This is a genomic window from Bacillus sp. V5-8f (assembly GCF_002863565.1).
In the GTDB taxonomy this organism is placed as follows: Bacteria; Bacillota; Bacilli; order Bacillales; family DSM-1321; genus Peribacillus.
Genome location: NZ_PGUW01000027.1, coordinates 1 through 13,998, shown reverse-complemented (window position 1 = coordinate 13,998; position 13,998 = coordinate 1). Strand labels below are relative to the sequence as shown.

14 protein-coding genes, 1 tRNA gene, 1 other RNA gene and 1 other annotated feature are annotated in these 13,998 nt (G+C 41.9%); of the genes, 13 read left to right on the top strand and 3 right to left on the bottom strand.

Annotated features, from left to right (window positions below; translation table 11 throughout):
- Positions 1-139: 139 nt before the first annotated feature.
- On the bottom strand, positions 140-1,105 hold the full coding sequence (locus CUU64_RS21485) for a YaaC family protein (RefSeq protein ID WP_101635710.1): 966 nt from the start codon (positions 1,103-1,105) through the stop codon (positions 140-142).
- Positions 1,106-1,215: 110 nt separating this feature from the next.
- On the opposite strand from CUU64_RS21485, the gene guaB reads away from it, so the two are divergent.
- From guaB to CUU64_RS21455, 6 genes are all read left to right on the top strand, one after another.
- On the top strand, positions 1,216-2,679 hold the full coding sequence (gene guaB, locus CUU64_RS21480) for an IMP dehydrogenase (protein WP_101635709.1): 1,464 nt from the start codon (positions 1,216-1,218) through the stop codon (positions 2,677-2,679).
- Between the two features lie 227 nt (positions 2,680-2,906).
- The gene (locus tag CUU64_RS21475; RefSeq protein WP_101635708.1) at positions 2,907-4,235 is read left to right on the top strand and encodes a D-alanyl-D-alanine carboxypeptidase family protein; all 1,329 of its coding nucleotides are present in this window, start codon (positions 2,907-2,909) and stop codon (positions 4,233-4,235) included.
- Between the two features lie 148 nt (positions 4,236-4,383).
- Positions 4,384-5,265 (top strand): pyridoxal 5'-phosphate synthase lyase subunit PdxS, encoded by an 882-nt coding sequence (pdxS, locus tag CUU64_RS21470; RefSeq protein ID WP_101635707.1) that lies wholly within the window; start codon positions 4,384-4,386, stop codon positions 5,263-5,265.
- A 41-nt stretch (positions 5,266-5,306) separates the two neighbouring features.
- Positions 5,307-5,897: a pyridoxal 5'-phosphate synthase glutaminase subunit PdxT gene (pdxT, locus tag CUU64_RS21465; protein ID WP_101635706.1), complete on the top strand. Its 591-nt coding sequence runs from the start codon at positions 5,307-5,309 to the stop codon at positions 5,895-5,897.
- 55 nt (positions 5,898-5,952) lie between these two features.
- Positions 5,953-6,172 (top strand) — a binding site (T-box leader).
- A 65-nt stretch (positions 6,173-6,237) separates the two neighbouring features.
- Entirely contained in the window at positions 6,238-7,515 is a 1,278-nt protein-coding gene (gene serS, locus CUU64_RS21460; RefSeq protein ID WP_101635705.1) for a serine--tRNA ligase, read from the top strand.
- A gap of 79 nt (positions 7,516-7,594) precedes the next feature.
- Positions 7,595-7,687: transfer RNA gene (locus tag CUU64_RS21455), tRNA-Ser, on the top strand.
- 136 nt (positions 7,688-7,823) lie between these two features.
- Here CUU64_RS21455 and CUU64_RS21450 read toward each other — a convergent pair.
- Complete coding sequence (locus CUU64_RS21450; protein WP_101635704.1) at positions 7,824-8,495, bottom strand: deoxynucleoside kinase; 672 nt, start codon at positions 8,493-8,495, stop codon at positions 7,824-7,826.
- Positions 8,473-9,132 carry a deoxynucleoside kinase gene (locus CUU64_RS21445; RefSeq protein ID WP_101635703.1) on the bottom strand — a complete coding sequence of 220 codons (660 nt, stop codon included), beginning with the start codon at positions 9,130-9,132 and terminating at the stop codon, positions 8,473-8,475. Before CUU64_RS21445 ends, CUU64_RS21450 begins: the two co-directional genes overlap by 23 nt.
- Positions 9,133-9,392: 260 nt before the next feature.
- Here CUU64_RS21445 and tadA point away from each other — a divergent pair, with 260 nt between their 5' ends.
- The 7 genes from tadA to CUU64_RS21410 all read left to right on the top strand — a co-directional run bounded on the left by tadA (position 9,393) and on the right by CUU64_RS21410 (position 13,648).
- Positions 9,393-9,914 (top strand): tRNA adenosine(34) deaminase TadA, encoded by a 522-nt coding sequence (gene tadA / locus CUU64_RS21440; RefSeq protein ID WP_101635702.1) that lies wholly within the window; start codon positions 9,393-9,395, stop codon positions 9,912-9,914.
- A gap of 80 nt (positions 9,915-9,994) precedes the next feature.
- Positions 9,995-10,259: signal recognition particle sRNA large type (gene ffs / locus CUU64_RS21435), an RNA gene on the top strand.
- 156 nt (positions 10,260-10,415) lie between these two features.
- Positions 10,416-12,104, top strand: a complete 1,689-nt coding sequence (gene dnaX, locus CUU64_RS21430; protein ID WP_101635701.1) for a DNA polymerase III subunit gamma/tau — start codon at positions 10,416-10,418, stop codon at positions 12,102-12,104.
- Positions 12,105-12,123: 19 nt separating this feature from the next.
- Positions 12,124-12,447 (top strand): YbaB/EbfC family nucleoid-associated protein, encoded by a 324-nt coding sequence (locus CUU64_RS21425; protein ID WP_101635711.1) that lies wholly within the window; start codon positions 12,124-12,126, stop codon positions 12,445-12,447.
- Between the two features lie 15 nt (positions 12,448-12,462).
- Positions 12,463-13,059, top strand: coding sequence for a recombination mediator RecR (gene recR / locus CUU64_RS21420; protein ID WP_101635700.1), 597 nt, complete (start codon positions 12,463-12,465; stop codon positions 13,057-13,059).
- Between the two features lie 21 nt (positions 13,060-13,080).
- Positions 13,081-13,299 (top strand): YaaL family protein, encoded by a 219-nt coding sequence (locus tag CUU64_RS21415; RefSeq protein ID WP_101635699.1) that lies wholly within the window; start codon positions 13,081-13,083, stop codon positions 13,297-13,299.
- A gap of 85 nt (positions 13,300-13,384) precedes the next feature.
- The gene (locus CUU64_RS21410; protein ID WP_101635698.1) at positions 13,385-13,648 is read left to right on the top strand and encodes a pro-sigmaK processing inhibitor BofA family protein; all 264 of its coding nucleotides are present in this window, start codon (positions 13,385-13,387) and stop codon (positions 13,646-13,648) included.
- Positions 13,649-13,998 lie beyond the last annotated feature (350 nt).

Sequence of the window (13,998 nt, the reverse complement as noted above, 5' to 3'; positions counted from 1 at the left end):
AAGACCAGCCGTGCAGGCTGGTTTTTTTATATGTTTTTTTAAATTAGTTTCAAACCATATAGGCTCCGATCGTCAATACTTAACACTGGATCTTACAAGGATTCCGTAATAGCCCTTCTTGATAACTATCTGTACCCACTTAGATAAACCGTTCCCTTGATAACCATTCATAAACGAGATAGGGTCCTTTCACCATTGTGATGTTGAGAAATTGTACGATAAATGGATAATCATCGTTTGGCATTGTTTTTAGGAGTTCCGTCCACCATTCTGTTTCGTAACGCGCGATCATACTTAAATTATAAAGCAGCAGGTAATGAATCATAAGCTCCGGAAAATGGTAACATGGTGAATCTTTATTTGTTGATAGGACAAAATTCTTTTCAACAAGATCATATCGAACAGGAGAATCTGAATTCAAAGACCACTCTCTGCCTGGTTCAAGATGTAGTATGGAATTGCTCTCTTCGACTGTTAACTCCATTTGGACCCTTGTGCTGAGAAAGTCCCTAAACCGGTTGCTTGTCATATAAAAAGCATTTAGTGTTTCCACGGGAAGGGCGTACCCTTTTTCGAGGGGAGTCAGTATTCTGAAATTATAAATAGAATGAACATGTTGAAAACATTTCTCAAGCTCCGGAAGTTCATTCATAAGTTCTTTCATTGAGTATTTATCCCCATCAAGATGCTGAAGCTGAAACATTTTCTCAGCCATGTATGTGAACAGTCCATTTTTTTGTACTTTCACTTCATCATGGATAAATTCATATTGCTGTTTTTTGCGTTTACGGGTTGTAACACCATGAGCAAGAACAGATGTTGATTCCGGATAGTTAGGGTCAATGGTCAAAAGGCACGCTTTCAGTAACTGTATAAACCCATAGAAACATAATATAGGCTGAATGGACAGAGGGGCAGATACCGCTTGTTGATAGTAAGTCTTGGCGTGTTCAATATAATATATAAAAGGATAACAGTTCTCAAAGCTCTTTATTTCACTGTTACTTAAGTTTTCGCCCTCATAGCACCTCTTTAAAAAAGCCTGTGTAGAGGAAGCAGAAAAAAAATAAATATAAGAATCCCAAATATCATTTTTTATATCCAAGGAGAAACCTCCAAATTAATAGAAAAATCAAACATCTTTTAACTACCTTGACAGTATTTTATCCAATTGATAACCTACTAATAATATTTTCTAGCTGGAGGGGTAAAAAGATGTGGGAGAATAAATTTGCTAAAGAAGGATTGACGTTCGATGATGTGTTACTAGTACCAGGCAGGTCCGAGGTGCTTCCGAAAGACGTAAGCTTAAAGGTTACACTGTCAGAGAATCTGAGGCTTAACATACCGATCATCAGTGCCGGCATGGACACTGTAACAGAAGCTGAAATGGCAATTGCCATGGCTCGCCAGGGTGGGCTGGGCATCATCCATAAAAACATGTCTATTGAACAGCAAGCAGATATGGTAGATAAAGTAAAACGTTCCGAAAGCGGTGTTATTACCGATCCTTTTTTTCTAACTCCCGAACATCAGGTTTTTGACGCTGAACATTTAATGGGAAAATACCGTATTTCTGGAGTGCCGATCGTGAATAACGAAGAACAACAAAAATTAGTAGGAATTATCACTAACCGTGATTTACGCTTTATTCAGGATTTCTCCATGAGTATTTCCGAGGTAATGACAAAGGAAAACCTTGTGACTGCTCCTGTCGGCACAAATTTGGAGCAAGCGGAAAAAATTCTTCAGCAATATAAAATTGAAAAACTTCCCCTCGTAGATGAGAACGGTGTTTTAAAAGGATTAATTACTATTAAGGACATTGAAAAGGTCATTGAGTTCCCTAATTCGGCTAAGGATAAACAAGGAAGGCTGCTTGCCGGAGCCGCAGTAGGAGTTACGAAAGATACGATGAAACGCGTTGAAATGCTGGTAAAAGCAAATGTTGACGCGATAGTGGTGGATACTGCACACGGACATTCAAAAGGAGTGCTTGAAACTGTAAAACAGATTCGTGCAGCCTATCCGGAGCTTACAATTATTGCAGGAAATGTTGCTACAGCCGAAGCGACCAGAGATTTAATTGAAGCAGGTGCAGATGTAGTGAAGGTTGGAATCGGGCCTGGCTCAATTTGTACGACTCGCGTTGTTGCCGGTGTAGGGGTACCCCAAATAACAGCAGTATATGATTGCGCAACAGAAGCACGCAAGCATGGAAAAACGATCATTGCTGATGGAGGAATTAAATACTCTGGTGATGTTGTAAAAGCTTTAGCGGCTGGAGGACATGCTGTAATGTTGGGAAGCATGCTGGCTGGCGTATCCGAAAGCCCGGGAGAAACGGAAATATTCCAGGGTCGCCGGTTTAAGGTTTACCGCGGAATGGGTTCTGTTGCAGCCATGGAAAAAGGCTCTAAGGATCGATATTTCCAAGAGGATAACAAGAAGTTTGTCCCTGAAGGAATTGAAGGACGCCTTCCTTATAAAGGACCTTTGGCAGATACTATCTATCAATTAGTCGGTGGTCTTCGCTCCGGCATGGGATATTGTGGCTCAAAAGACCTGCATGCTCTTAGGGAAGGCAGCCAGTTTGTAAGGATGACAGGAGCAGGGTTGAGGGAAAGCCACCCGCATGATGTGCATATTACCAAAGAAGCACCAAATTATTCGATGTAACTTTCAAAATAATTCCTGTTTTGGAAATAATATTTATATAAAAAATGGACAGAGAGGGACTTTTCTCTGTCTGTTTTTTTTACTATGATTGTGATAAACTAAACAAGGTACCTCGGCAGGTGTAATTAAGATAATCATAGATTAGCATTATCGCCGGCTTTAAAAGGACGAATAACGAAGAAATCTTCGCAAATATACAAGCACATGAAAGTTGGAGGTATTTGAAAGTGAAACAAATCAGAAGGTTTACACTGATTTCTACGATGGTTTTTGGATTGGTCACTTCCCAATTAGCTTATAATCCCGGTGATGTAAAGGCGGAAGAAGATACGCTCGGATTGAAGGCGGAAGCAGCAATGATAATTGATGCTAAATCCGGAAAGATCTTGTTCGAAAAAAATGCGGACAAAGTGCTAGGAATTGCATCCATGTCAAAAATGATGACTGAATATATGGTTTTGGAAGCAATTGATAAAGGAAAAATTAACTGGGACCAGAAAGTGAAAATTAATAACTATGTACATAAACTTTCTAAAGCGCCGAACCTTTCAAATGTTGGCCTTACTGAAGGGGAAGATTACACGGTTAAAGAATTGTATGAAGCGATGGCTGTCCACTCAGGAAATGCAGCTACAGTGGCATTGGCTGAACTGCTCGGGGGCAGTGAAAAGAACTATGTGACGTTGATGACAAAGAAAGCAAAAGAATTAGGATTAAAGAATTTTAAATTTGTAAACTCAAGCGGCCTTAATAACAAAGACCTCATGGGGAATTATCCTGCAGGTTCGGCAAACGAAGAAAATATTATGACTGCACATGATATGGGATTATTGGCTTTTCATATTCTAAAGAAGTATCCTGAAGTTCTTGAAACTGCGAAGATTCCGAAGCTTAAATTCCGTGATGGGAAAGAATATCCTAACTTTAACTGGATGCTTCCAGGTTTGATCCATGGATATCCCGGTGTGGACGGATTAAAAACCGGTTCAACCGATTTTGCCGGCTATGCTCATACGGGTACAGTAGAAAGAGATGGGCAGCGTTATATTACAATTGTTATGAAATCGACTTCCAAGGATGAACGTTTCGGTGATACAAAGAAACTGATGGATTACGCGTTTGCGACCTTCGATACAGAAAAGGTTCTTTCTGCAGGTTATCAGCCAAGGGATAAGAAAAGCCTTCCTGTTGTGAAAGGAAAGGAAGACGCGGTTGAAATTGAGACCAAAGATGCTATTGAGCTTGTTACCGAACAGGACGAAAAAGGAAATTACCAACCGCAAGTGGTGTTAGATAAGAAAAAGCTTAATAAAGATGGTGAGCTTACCGCTCCTATTGAAAAAGGTGAAAAAGTTGGGTATGTGACCGTTAAACCGAAGGAAGGCGAGGAATATGGCTTTATCACAAGTGAGGGGAATAACTCGATTAAGGTAGATTTAGTGGCTGCTGAAAGTGTGGAAAAGGCAAACTGGTTTGTACTTTCAATGAGGGCTGTCGGCGGTTTCTTTGGGGACGTTTGGAACGGTGCCGCTTCTACGGTTAAGGGTTGGTTTTAATAACCATAAAAACCCATAATTCGTCAAATTTTTTAGGCTCCTGGCTTGACAGGAGTTTTTTTTTAGAGATAATTCATATAATAGGCTTGTAATTCCTATGTTTATAGTTGGAATAAATTAGTAGATATTATATCTAGGGGGCAAAAGAATGATCACTGGTACAGACAGAGTTAAACGCGGAATGGCCGAAATGCAAAAAGGCGGCGTCATCATGGATGTTGTCAACGCTGAACAAGCAAAGATAGCCGAGGAAGCAGGTGCGGTTGCCGTCATGGCACTCGAGCGTGTTCCTTCTGATATCCGTGCAGCTGGCGGAGTCGCAAGAATGGCTGATATTTCAATCGTTCAGGAAGTAATGGAAGCTGTTTCAATTCCAGTTATGGCAAAAGTCCGAATTGGCCATATCGTTGAAGCAAGAGTCCTTGAGTCTCTTGGCGTTGATTACATTGATGAAAGTGAAGTTCTCACACCGGCTGATGAAGAATTCCATTTAAATAAGAAGATGTACACAGTACCTTTTGTTTGCGGCTGTCGGGACTTAGGCGAAGCGGCGCGCCGTATTGGTGAAGGGGCTTCTATGTTAAGAACGAAGGGTGAACCGGGAACAGGAAATATCGTGGAAGCTGTCCGCCATATGCGTATGGTAAATGCACAGGTACGCAAATTAGTTTCCATGAATGAAGATGAGATCATGACGGAAGCAAAATTATTAGGTGCGCCATATGAAGTACTTCTTCAAATTAAGGAAAACGGCCGTTTGCCTCTCGTAAACTTCGCGGCCGGCGGTGTGGCAACCCCTTCTGATGCGGCCTTAATGATGGAACTAGGTGCAGATGGTGTATTTGTTGGTTCTGGTATCTTTAAATCCGATAATCCAGAGAAGTTTGCGAAAGCGATCGTAGAAGCAACAACACATTACCAGGACTACGAACTAATCGCGTCCCTGTCTAAAGGACTAGGAACGGCCATGAAAGGCATTGAAATTTCTGATATCGTACCTGGACAGAGAATGCAGGAACGCGGCTGGTAAACAGAATCAAGACACAAAAATGATAATATTAGGAGGCTAACATGGTAACAATCGGTGTTTTAGGGCTGCAAGGTGCTGTAAGGGAGCATGTGCGCTCTATTGAAGCATCAGGCGCCTCTGCTGTTATAGTAAAGAAAGCTGAACAGCTTAACGATATTGATGGATTGATCATCCCTGGCGGAGAAAGTACCACAATGCGACGGTTAATTGATAAGTACGGGTTCATGGAACCATTACGGGAGTTTGCGAAACAGGGCAAGCCAATGTTTGGAACATGTGCCGGACTCATTTTATTGGCTAAACGCATAGAAGGATATAAAGAAGCGCATTTGGGTGTATTGGATGTACTGGTTGAAAGGAATTCCTTTGGGCGACAGGTGGATAGCTTTGAAGCCAATTTAGCAATAAAAGGGATGGAAGATCCATTTACAGCGGTATTTATCCGTGCTCCCCACATTAGGGAAGCTGGAGAAAATGTCGAGATCTTAGCCGAGCATAACGGACGTATTGTTGCCGCACGCCAGGGGCAATTTTTGGGATGTTCGTTCCATCCGGAGCTGACGGATGACCATAGGTTAACCAATTATTTCATCGAAATGGTGAAGGAATCCCTTCAAACAAAAACTGTATAAAATAGTTGCATATCGTAAAGAACTATAGTACATTATGAAAAACAAATTTTATTATGATAAAACCATGACAGGAAACAGTAGCAGTCTTGCTTTCAAAAGAGAGCCGGTGGTTGGTGGAAATCGGTGTTGGCAGATTGTGAATCCATCCTGGAGTAAAGTATGGAACACCTTATCAGGTAAGTAATTACTTTCGGCTAAAGCCGTTATCTTTATAAGTGGAAGGCTATATATGCTTTCAACTAGGGTGGCAACGCGGGTTAACTCTCGTCCCTTCTTTGGGGACGGGAGTTTTTTGCGTTCTATACTTTTTACCGGTTTTTTTATAAAGGAGGAATCATGTATGTTGGACTTGAAATATTTACGTAATAACTTTGAGGAAGTGAAACGTGTCCTGCAGTATCGTGGGGAAGATTTGACTGACCTAGGTAAGTTTGAAGAGTTGGATGTGAAACGTCGTTCTCTAATTACAGAAACGGAACAGTTGAAAAGCCGCCGCAATGAAGTGTCCCAGCAGGTAGCAGTTTTAAAGAGGGAAAAAAAAGACGCAGACCATTTGATTGCAGAAATGCGTGAAGTAGGAGATAAAATTAAGGTACTCGATGATGAGCTTCGTGAAGTGGAAGTAACATTGGAACAGCTTTTGTTATCCATTCCGAATATCCCGCACGAAAGCGTTCCAATTGGAGAGACAGAAGATGATAATGTCGAAATCCGAAAATGGGGGGATATACCGCAATTTGATTTTAAACCAAAACCCCATTGGGACGTAGCAGATGCGCTTGGTATTCTTGATTTTGAAAGGGCCGGAAAGGTTACAGGCAGCCGTTTTGTATTTTCTAAAGGGTTAGGGGCCCGGTTGGAGCGCGCATTGATTTCATTCATGCTCGATCTTCATGTAGAGGAGCATGGTTATGAAGAAATGCTGCCACCGTTTATTGTGAATCGTAGGAGCATGACAGGGACAGGCCAACTCCCTAAATTCGAAGAAGATGCTTTCCGTATTGAAAGTGAAGATTATTTCCTTGTACCAACTGCAGAGGTTCCGGTCACAAACTATCATCGTGATGAAATCTTGAATGGGGATCAGTTGCCAATCAGTTACGCAGCATACAGTGCATCTTTCCGCTCTGAAGCAGGCTCTGCAGGCAGGGATACCCGTGGCCTTATTCGTTTGCATCAATTTAACAAGGTAGAGCTGGTCAAGTTTGTGAAACCTGAAGATTCTTATGATGAACTTGAGAAATTAACGGGCCACGCTGAAAAGGTACTCCAGCTATTAGGGCTTCCTTATCGTGTTCTAAGCATGTGTACGGGTGATCTCGGATTCACGGCTGCAAAAAAATACGATATTGAGGTGTGGATCCCGAGCTACGGGACATACCGTGAAATTTCTTCTTGCAGTAATTTTGAAGCATTTCAGGCAAGACGTGCCAATATTCGTTTCCGCCGTGAGCCAGGTGCTAAGCCGGAGCACGTCCATACGTTGAATGGGTCTGGTTTGGCAATAGGCCGTACGGTGGCTGCAATATTGGAAAACTGCCAGCAGGCTGACGGAAGTGTCATAATTCCAGAAGTGCTGAGGCCATATATGCGTGGAGCAGAGGTAATTAAACCATAGTATCTCTTTGAATTTAAAAGAGAACATAAAAAAAGTTGACATTTAATTTACCAGAAGATATACTATTAAATGTTGACGCGGAGGTATACCCAAGGCTGGCTGAAGGGATCGGTCTTGAAAACCGACAGGGGTGTAAAAGCCCGCGGGGGTTCGAATCCCTCTACCTCCTCCATACTTATTGATTAACCACAGCGCATATAAAAGAGATCGTATGAGACAAAAATCCGTTACCAATCGTAACGGATTTTTTTTCTATATTTTTCTATATAAAAACACTAAAAAAAAAATCACCTCAATGGGTGATTTTTTTAGATTTTGCGTAGTTTTTGGCTCTGTTCCATAAACGTAGCGATCCGCTCGATAATAGGTTCGATGGACTCTTTATTCTGAAACAAATCATAGTCGTTAATATTCAATCGTAACACCGGACATGCATTAAAATGGTTGATCCACTCTTCATAACGCTGATGCATCTCTTTCCAATATTCCACAGGAGTTTGCTGTTCCATTGGACGGCCACGTTCTTTAATCCGCTCTAGTATGTCATCAATGGAACCTTCCAGATAAATCAGGAGGTCAGGATGCGGGAAGTAAGGTGTCATGACCATTGCTTCAAACAGGCTTGTATAGGTTTCGTAATCCACTTGGTTCATTGTCCCTTTTTCATAATGCATCTTTGCAAAAATACCAGTATCCTCATAAATGGAACGGTCCTGGATAAAACCGCCGCCGTATTCGAATATGCGTTTTTGTTCTTTAAACCGTTCAGCCAGGAAGTAAATTTGAAGGTGGAAGCTCCAGCGGTCAAAATCATCGTAAAATTTATCCAGATACGGATTTGCATCTACCTTCTCAAAGGATGTACGGAAATTCAATGCTTTCGCTAACGCATTTGTCATGGTCGATTTGCCGACCCCTACTGTTCCTGCAATTGTGATAACAGCATTCCCTGGGATGTCATATTTTTTTCGTAGGTTCATTCGTAAAAACTCCTTTTTGCAGTTCTATCTCTACCTGTGACAGAATAATGCTTAAATCCTGCCCTCTTTCGACAAAGTCAAGCAAGTCCCCATCGAAGCGCAGAACTGGTATATCAGGATGCTGTTCTTCAAAAGTCTGCATAAATGCTGCATAGTCTATTGATAATTGCTCAAGGTATAATGGACTTATATTCTTTTCAAACTCCCTGCCCCTTTTGCTGATCCGTTGCAACAATGTATCCAGACTGGCATTTAAATAAACAACCATATTTGGTTTTGGCATATCATTTGTTAAAATATTAAATATTTCGAGATATTTATCATATTGGCGGTCTTTTAATGTACGTTTTGCAAAAATTAAATTTTTAAATATATGGTAATCTGCCACAACCGCTTTATGATTTGAAAGAATGTGCGTCTCGATATCTTCTAACTGTTTATAGCGGTTGCAAAGGAAAAACATTTCAGTTTGAAAGCTCCATTCATCTATGTTTTCATAAAATTTTCCGAGAAATGGGTTTTCATCTACAATTTCCTTTAATAATGTAAAATGGAAATGTTCGGAGATTGCTTTTGCCAGTGATGTTTTTCCCACACCAATCGGACCTTCAATTGTGATAAATGGTGTGTTGTTCATGGATTTCTTCCTCCTTCAAAACGGCATTCTTTCATAATACAGGTTCAGTTGATCCATTCCTGGCCGTTTTTAGTCCAAAGGCTATTGTATCACACCCCCTGGATTTTAGGTGCCACATTCTTATCAGTAAAAAATAGCAATTCCTATTGATGCTTTTTTAAAATTTAAGGGAAAATGGATTCCATGTTTCGACAGTTGCGATTATATGTATTTTCCGATAACATTCATGTTTAGATGTATCCGAAGAAGGGGTTTCCAATATGGACATTGATTCTTTTTTTATGGGAAAAGCACTGGAAGAGGCAAAACAGGCAAGAGAACTGGATGAGGTTCCTATTGGCGCCGTCTTAGAAATAAATGGGGAAATCATTTCAAGAGGGCATAATTTGAGGGAGACGGAACAAAACGCCATATGCCACGCAGAGCTCCTCGCAATTAAGGAGGCCTGTGAGAAACTCGGTACCTGGAGACTTGAGGAAGCTACACTTTATGTTACACTAGAACCATGTCCCATGTGTGCCGGGGCGATTATTCAATCCCGGATTAAAAGGGTTGTTTTTGGGGCTCATGACCCGAAGGCCGGTTGTGCAGGTACATTTATGAATCTTCTGCAGGACAATCGCTTCAATCATCAAAGTGAGGTTACAAGCGGAGTGCTTGGGGATGAATGCGGAGCTATTCTTACTGATTTTTTCAGAGGTTTGCGGGAACGGAAAAAAGTAGAAAAAATAAAACGGAAAGCAGTTCAATTGGATGAACTTGAAGGAATTGACAGGGAATAAGCCATTGCATTTTTGACTAATCCTTAGTATACTTAACTAAGCGTCGGATATGGCGCTATATAAATATGGTAGCAAATTTGCCGTGCTAGACGGGGAGGTAGCGGTGCCCTGTACTCGCAATCCGCTCTAGCGAGGTTGAATTCCTTTTCGAGGTTAGTATGCTGTAGGGTCTGCCTTAAGTAAGTGGCGTTGACGTCCGGGTCCTGCGCAATGGGAATCCATGAACCATGTCAGGTCCGGAAGGAAGCAGCATTAAGTGGAAGCTCTCATGTGCCGCAGGGTTGCCTGGACTGAGCTAACTGCTTGAGTAACGCTTATGGGTGCTAATCGACAGAAGGTGCACGGCAGTTATTACATAGTAGGACAACTCATCCGTTAGGGTGGGTTTTTTGTTTATCTAGGGAAAAAAATTTGTGTTTCAGTCCCTTTTAGATTTTTGAAAACGGGAAATTTTATACGTTATAATAATATAGAAGGAATGGAAATTAAGGAGGTATTACTGTGGGATATCAAGCGTTATATCGGGTATGGAGGCCACAGCTGTTCTTGGATGTTGTCGGCCAGGAACATGTGACTAAAACCCTGCAAAATGCTCTGATGCAAGAGAAGGTTTCCCACGCCTACTTATTTTCTGGTCCGCGCGGTACCGGGAAAACGAGTGCGGCAAAGATCCTTTCAAAGGCTGTGAATTGTGAAAAAGCCCCTGTCAGTGAGCCGTGCAATGAGTGCGCAGCGTGTATAGGAATTACCGATGGCTCGATTCCGGACGTAATTGAAATCGATGCGGCGTCCAACAACGGTGTTGAGGAAATTCGTGATATCCGCGATAAGGTAAAATACGCACCAAATGCCGTGAAATTTAAGGTATATATCGTGGATGAAGTGCACATGCTTTCACAGGGAGCATTCAATGCATTATTAAAGACACTGGAAGAGCCTCCGAAGCATGTTATTTTTATTTTGGCAACAACAGAGCCTCATAAGATTCCCCTTACGATTATATCTCGTTGCCAGCGGTTTGATTTTAAACGAATCCAGCCGCAGGATATAGTCGGTCGTATGTCGCAAATCGCATCGGAAACAGGCATAGCCTGCAATGACCAAGCCATGCATATCATCGCTCGGGCTGCGGAGGGAGGAATGCGTGACGCATTAAGTTTTCTTGACCAGGCCATATCGTTCGGCGGGGAGGAAGTTACAGTAGAGGATGCCCTCACAGTTACCGGATCGGTGTCCCAAGCGTTTTTAGGCCGGTTGGCGAAAGCGATTTATGAAAAAAACGTCACTCATTCTTTGGAAATATTAGAGGAATTGCTGTCGTTGGGAAAAGATCCTTCCAGGTTCATTGAGGATATAATTTTTTATTTCAGGGATATGCTTCTGTACAAGACAGCCCCTGGCCTGTCCGGCTCACTTGAACGGGTATCGGCTGACCCTGGGTTTAAGGAATTGGCAGAAGGCATTCCTGCAGATTACATTTATGGAATCATCGATAGCTTTAATAAAACGCAGCAGGAAATGAAATGGACTAATACACCGCGAATCTTTCTTGAAGTCGCCTTAGTTAAGCTGTGCCACCAGGAACGTTCCTCGGATATTGCATCTGGCCTGGTGGAAGAGTTGCAGCGAAGGATATCCGATCTGGAAGGGCAGCTCCGCGAAATTAAGGAAAAAGGCGTAGCTGTTACTGCTCAAGAAACAGCTCCTGCACAGCCGAAAGCCCAACGTGTTTCGGCTAAGACATACAAAGCACCGGTAGGAAAAATCACTCAGGTGCTTCGGCAGGCAACCAAGCAAGATCTTAACACTGTCAAAAGCCGATGGGGTGAAGTTTTAGAGCAGCTTGGCCACCAAAATCTAAAATCTTTAGCTGCACTATTAAACGGGGCTGAACCAGTAGCTGCTTCTTCATCTGCTTTTGTGTTAAAATTCAAATATGAGATTCACTGCCAGATGGCTATGGAAAATTCCCGTTTTATTGAGGCTATGGCTGCGATCATGCAGCAGATTACCGGCCAGCGTCTTGAAATGGCGGGAGTGCCAGAAAACCAATGGCAGCAAATAAGGGAAGAATTCCTTGCCACCCAGCAGCTTGATTCACCTGATACAGACATGAAGCAGGGATCAGATCCTTTTATAGAGGAAGCCAGGAAGCTGGTTGGCGACGAATTGCTCGAAATCAAAGAATAATTGGAGGTAGAACATGGGAATGCGTGGCGGCATGGGAAATATGCAAAACATGATGAAACAAATGCAAAAAATGCAAAAAAAAATGGCTGAGGCCCAGGAACAGCTGGGTGAAAAGAAAATTGAAGGGACAGCAGGCGGCGGTATGGTAACAGTGATTGTTACCGGACACAAAGAAATTGTAGAAGTAAACATCAAACCAGAGGTTGTCGATCCGGATGATATCGAAATGCTCCAAGATTTAGTGTTAGCGGCTACCAATGACGCGTTGAAAAAAGCGGACGAACTGACTAATCAAACTATGGGGCAATTCACAAAAGGATTAAACCTTCCTGGAATGTTCTAATCTCGGGGGGATTGTATGCATTATCCTGAACCAATTTCCAAGCTTATAGACAGCTTCATGAAATTGCCGGGTGTCGGCCCTAAAACGGCTGCCCGGCTTGCTTTTTTTGTGTTAAGCATGAAAGAAGATAGTGTGCTTGATTTTGCAAAGGCGCTTGTCAATGCAAAGCGAAATCTCACTTATTGTTCTGTATGCGGCCATATAACTGACCAGGATCCCTGTTATATATGCGAGGATGTGCGCAGGGACCGCAGCGTAATCTGTGTCGTCCAGGATCCGAAAGATGTAATCGCAATGGAAAAAATGAGAGAATTCAATGGGTTATATCATGTTCTTCACGGGAGTATTTCCCCAATGGACGGAATTGGCCCAGAGGATATCAATATCCCTGATCTCCTAAAGCGGCTCCAGGACGAAACTGTACAGGAAGTGATTCTGGCAACCAACCCTAACATTGAGGGGGAAGCCACAGCTATGTATATTTCTCGCCTGTTAAAACCTTCGGGAATCAAGATTACTAGAATCGCCCATGGATTACCTGTCGGCGGCGACCTTGAATATGCAGATGAAGTGACACTATCCAAAGCACTGGAAGGCAGACGGGAAATTTAAGGCAGTCAGGGAGGACTTTACATGTTCTTTCGTAGAAAAGGATGGCTTCGAAATGAGTATGACCAGAAACTAATGCAACAGCTTGAGCGGCAAAAAGATAACTGGCTTAGCCAAAAGTCATTGCTTGAGAAAAGCCTTGATCCTTCAGATGACGCCATCATTCAGACAAAGTTGGCGGAAATTAAGTATTTTTATTTATTTAAAGAAGCGAAAACGAGACAGGTAAAGGTAAAAAGATAATCGATTCCCCCCTTTTAGCCAGAGTTCTTAATTTAGTACTTCTATCATAAATTGGGAGTACAAGCTGTTGGTGAGGAGGTATGGTGTGGAGCCATTTATCATCGTTGCTATTATTGCAGGCTTAATCTTATTGTTGCTCCTGTTGGGGACACCAGTAAAACCAATCCGGTTGCTGGGACAGGGGTTGATTAAAATCATCATTGGAGCGGTATTCTTGTTTTTCCTAAACGCATTAGGAAATCAATTTGGTGTACATGTTCCGATCAACCTGATAACAGCCTCTGTTTCCGGTTTTCTGGGAATACCGGGTGTCGCAGCATTAGCTGCTATTGGTTACTGGCTAGTTTGAAATGTAAAGAAATCAGTAATAAACTGTGGAACTCGGGCCTTTTTAGCTCGGGTTTTTTTATTTATATTTCTTTAGAAATATAAATATTCAAATGGTTATTGACCTTCGTATAAAAGGATGTTATTATATCTCTTGTCGTCAAAACGGCAGGTCATCGATATAGAAATAAAATTAAAATTAATGAAAAAAGTCGTTGACCTGAACTAAGAAAGATGATATATTAATTAAGTCGCTTCCGAGAGAAGTAAACGAACGAAATTGCTCTTTGAAAACTGAACAAAACAAAGCGCCAACGTTTTTTTAATAGTGAGCAAACACTTTAAAACAAGGAATCATCGACTAAGTTCGTC

What these genes read in the sequence shown, in the direction of transcription:
- guaB (WP_101635709.1), top strand. Translation starts at nt 1,216, where the DNA reads ATGTGGGAGAATAAATTTGCTAAAGAAGGATTGACGTTCGATGATGTG.
- pdxS (WP_101635707.1), top strand. Translation starts at nt 4,384, where the DNA reads ATGATCACTGGTACAGACAGAGTTAAACGCGGAATGGCCGAAATGCAA.
- pdxT (WP_101635706.1), top strand. Translation starts at nt 5,307, where the DNA reads ATGGTAACAATCGGTGTTTTAGGGCTGCAAGGTGCTGTAAGGGAGCAT.
- serS (WP_101635705.1), top strand. Translation starts at nt 6,238, where the DNA reads ATGTTGGACTTGAAATATTTACGTAATAACTTTGAGGAAGTGAAACGT.
- CUU64_RS21450 (WP_101635704.1), bottom strand. Translation starts at nt 8,495, where the DNA reads ATGAACCTACGAAAAAAATATGACATCCCAGGGAATGCTGTTATCACA.
- CUU64_RS21445 (WP_101635703.1), bottom strand. Translation starts at nt 9,132, where the DNA reads ATGAACAACACACCATTTATCACAATTGAAGGTCCGATTGGTGTGGGA.
- tadA (WP_101635702.1), top strand. Translation starts at nt 9,393, where the DNA reads ATGGACATTGATTCTTTTTTTATGGGAAAAGCACTGGAAGAGGCAAAA.
- CUU64_RS21425 (WP_101635711.1), top strand. Translation starts at nt 12,124, where the DNA reads ATGCGTGGCGGCATGGGAAATATGCAAAACATGATGAAACAAATGCAA.
- recR (WP_101635700.1), top strand. Translation starts at nt 12,463, where the DNA reads ATGCATTATCCTGAACCAATTTCCAAGCTTATAGACAGCTTCATGAAA.
- CUU64_RS21415 (WP_101635699.1), top strand. Translation starts at nt 13,081, where the DNA reads ATGTTCTTTCGTAGAAAAGGATGGCTTCGAAATGAGTATGACCAGAAA.